Annotated in this window: 1 protein-coding gene; it reads right to left on the bottom strand. The window is 35.1% G+C overall.

What is annotated here, in order from left to right; all coding sequences use genetic code 11:
• The coding region (locus B6S12_RS10875; protein ID WP_245892677.1) for a methyl-accepting chemotaxis protein at positions 1-450 on the bottom strand (450 nt) is incomplete at both ends.

Here is a 450-nt window from a genome sequence, read left to right as displayed (position 1 = left end):
ACCCATAGCTTGTTCTTTAATAGATTCATTCATATCATTAATGCCTTGCACTAAAACATTAACATTAGCTTCTATTTCATTTAATGATTTACCAGTTCTCTCTGCTAGTTTTCTAACTTCATCAGCTACTACTGCAAATCCTCTTCCATGTTCTCCTGCACGTGCTGCTTCAATTGCTGCATTTAATGCTAATAGGTTTGTTTGTTCTGCAATATCTTTAATCACACCTACTATGTTTTTAATATCTTCTGCTTGTCTTGTTACTTCAGATGTTTTATCCGATACATTTTGCATAGAAGAGCTTATCTCTTCAATAGCAGCTGCTGATTGTTGGAGTGAGCTTGCTTGAGTTTGTGAACCACTTGTTAGCTTTTCCATAGAGATTTTTAATTCTTCACTTTGTTTAGCTAGATCTTGTGCAAAGCTTGCTGATGCTCTAAGCATTGCTTT

This window comes from Helicobacter valdiviensis (assembly GCF_003245365.1).
Lineage (GTDB): Bacteria > Campylobacterota > Campylobacteria > Campylobacterales > Helicobacteraceae > Helicobacter_D > Helicobacter_D valdiviensis.
This window is presented reverse-complemented; position numbering and strand designations above follow the sequence as displayed.